3 protein-coding genes are annotated in these 2770 nt (G+C 70.8%); 1 reads left to right on the top strand and 2 read right to left on the bottom strand.

Features of this window, described 5'->3' with window-relative positions; translation table 11 throughout:
• Nucleotides 1-511 (top strand): hypothetical protein (locus tag VFZ20_RS20580; protein ID WP_329685820.1); only part of this gene is annotated, 511 nt, incomplete at its 5' end.
• 447 nt (nt 512-958) lie between these two features.
• Here the strand turns inward: VFZ20_RS20580 and VFZ20_RS20575 are convergent.
• Both VFZ20_RS20575 and VFZ20_RS20570 read right to left on the bottom strand, forming a co-directional pair.
• On the bottom strand, nt 959-1141 hold the full coding sequence (locus VFZ20_RS20575) for a hypothetical protein (protein ID WP_329685819.1): 183 nt from the start codon (nt 1139-1141) through the stop codon (nt 959-961).
• Nucleotides 1142-1254: 113 nt separating this feature from the next.
• Nucleotides 1255-2619 (bottom strand): aspartate aminotransferase family protein, encoded by a 1365-nt coding sequence (locus VFZ20_RS20570; protein WP_329685818.1) that lies wholly within the window; start codon nt 2617-2619, stop codon nt 1255-1257.
• Between the last annotated feature and the right edge of the window lie 151 nt (nt 2620-2770).

Raw genomic sequence — 2770 nt, 5'->3', positions numbered from 1 at the left:
GGAGGTGCCCTCCACGCGCGGGCTGGCGCCGCCGTCGGGGGCGCGCGAGTCCGTCATCAACTGGTACGGCGAGCTGCAGAGCATCAGCGGGCACATGCAGCGCGTGCACGACCGTGCGCTGCAGGACCCGGTGCTGCGGCAGGCCCGCGACCGGCTGATGAACGCCATCCAGCAGGGGATGGACCGCGCCGACCCCGAGCTGCCGCGCCTGTACGCGCGCGTGGGCCAGCTGGACACGGAGATGAACCAGGCCCGCGCCCGCAACGACGCGGCCCGGTTCCAGGCGCTGGAGATGGAAAAGGCGCAGATCCAGGCCCGCTTCATGAGGGTGCGCGGCTCCGTGCTGCGCCAGCCCGACATCGCGCAGCAGGCCCGCGCGTACGAGGAGCAGCTGCGCCGCCGGATGATCCAGATCGAGCCGCTCACCGAGAACCTGCTCAACCGCAGCCGCGAGCTGCAGCGCCTGCTCCAGGACGCCCTCAGCGCCCAGCAGCAGCGCGACGACGAGTAGGCGAATCCACCGGACTGGATACACGAACGGCCCCCGCGCGGTGCGGGGGCCGTTCGTCGTCTGCGGGACAGAATGACCATCGAAAGAAGTGTGTCGCCATACCCCTCGCACCCGAGCGGGTCATCCTGAGGAGCCGCCGCGGCGAGGCTGCCGGTGCGCGATCCATGGCGGCGACGAAGGATCTTGCCCGCTAAAGCGGCAGGCCAGCTTCGCGGACGACAGCCTGCCTCACGCTTTGCGTGCAAGATCCTTCGGTCGCGCCCAACGCCTTGCGCCCGTTCAGGTTCCATGCGGGCGCTCCCTCAGGATGACCATCGCGCGGAGAAGGCAGAAGGCGTAACCGCACCGGGACAAGATGGGTTTCCCGGGGAGCGAAGAACACGAACGGCCCCCGCGCGGTGCGGGGGCCGTTCGTCGTTCATCCAGCCGTGCCGTCCGGCCGCCCCATCACCGGGGCGGCGGGGGGCAGGTGCAGAGGCTGTCCGGACAGTAGCTCTTGTAGGTGTTGGCGGCGCACCACGGGTTCGTGGGGACGAAGTGCCCGTGCACGGCCCCGATGCTCTCGTCCGCCGTGGCGGCCGTGAACGAGACCACGTTCAGCGTGTCGACGTCCAGCTTGAGCTTCTTCATGGCTTCTCCCGGTAAACGGATGCGGTTGAAACGCTTGCACCCAGTCTATCCCCTCCGGCCGTCATTCGGAACCCACCGGGTAGATGCGGCCAATGATGGACCCGGCCACACCGTCACCGCATCTCGTCCAGGATCCCGCTGATGACGTCGAGCGCGAAGTCCACCTGTGCCCCGGTGATGACGAACGGCGGCGAAAGGCTCAGCACGTTGCCGTGAATGCCGCCGCCCAGCAGCAGCACGCCGCGCCGCAGGCCTTCGACGACCACGCGGCCGGACAGCTCCGGGGCCGGCGCGCGCGACTGGCGATCGCGCACCATCTCCATCCCGATCATCATCCCCCGGCCGCGCACCTCGCCCACGTGGGGGTGGTCGGCCGTCATCTGCATGAGCCGCGCGCGGATGTGGTCGCCCAATTCGGCCGAGCGCTCCACCAGCCGCTCGTCGCGCAGGGCGGCGATGCTGGCCAGGGCCGCCGCGCATCCCACGGGGTGGCCCAGGAAGGTGCTCGTGTGGATGGCCTCGCCGGTCGACTGCGGCCACGCGTCCATCACCGCCTCCGTGCCGATGCAGGCCGAGAACGGAAATCCGCCCGTCAGCCCCTTGCCCACGACGAGCAGGTCGGGCACCACGCCCCAGTGCTCGCAGGCGAACCAGCGCCCAGTTCGCCCAAAGCCCGTGTAGATCTCGTCCAGGATGAGCAGCAGCCCCCGCTCGTCGCAGATGCGGCGCAGGCCGGGGAGGAACGCGTCCGCCGGCACCACGTCGCCGCCGCGCCCCTGGATGGGCTCCACGAGGATGGCGCCAATGCCCTCCGACGCCGTGCCCGGCGTGTCCAGCACGTACTCCACGTAGCGCAGCACGGCCGCCGCGACCTCGTCCGCGTCCGTGCCCAAAGGAGAGCGGTACGCGTACGGGTACGGCGCAAAGACGGCGTTGCCGTCCAGCTGTGCCCCGAACGGCGCGCGAAAGTCCTCGCGGCCGCTCACGGACAGCGCGCGATAGGTAAGCCCGTGGTAGCTGCCGTGGAACGCCAGCACGCGCGGCTTTCCCGTCGCCATCACGGCCGTCTTGAGCGCGGCCTCCACCGCCTCCGCCCCGGAGCTGGCGAGCACCGTCTTCGTCAGCCCGCCGGGCGCCACCTCGGCCAGGGCGCGGAGGAGGTCGACCTTGATGGCGGGCGGATGCACGTCGCCCATGCCGTGCAGGAGCGCGGCGGACTGGCGCTGTACCGCCTCCACGACGCGCGGATGCGCGTGCCCCACGCCCGCCACGGCGAACGCGGCCGTGAGGTCCACGAAGACGTTGCCGTCGGCGTCGCGCACGTTGGCGCCGCGGGCGGCCTCCCAGAACACGGGAAAGTCGTCCGCCAGGAAGGTGACGTTGGGCGACTCCCAGCGCGCCAGCTCTGCCGCGAGCGCGCGCGAGCGCGGCCCCGGCGGGGGGACGGCGATGGAGGCCAGGTCGGTGCCGAAGGACAAGGTGCGAAAGTGCGAAAGTGCGAAAGTGCGAGAGTGCGAGAGTGCGAAAGTGCGAGAGTGCGGAACGGCACGTTCGCGCTTGATGGGAGTTTGTGAAGGAGAGGCGGGCGGGGCAAGCGTGGACGCGAAGACGGGCGCCGCGGTGACACGC

The organism is Longimicrobium sp. (genome assembly GCF_036280135.1).
Classification (GTDB): Bacteria; Gemmatimonadota; Gemmatimonadetes; order Longimicrobiales; family Longimicrobiaceae; genus Longimicrobium.
Note: the sequence above shows the minus strand (reverse complement) of the source record. Positions and strands in the feature narration are given on the sequence as shown.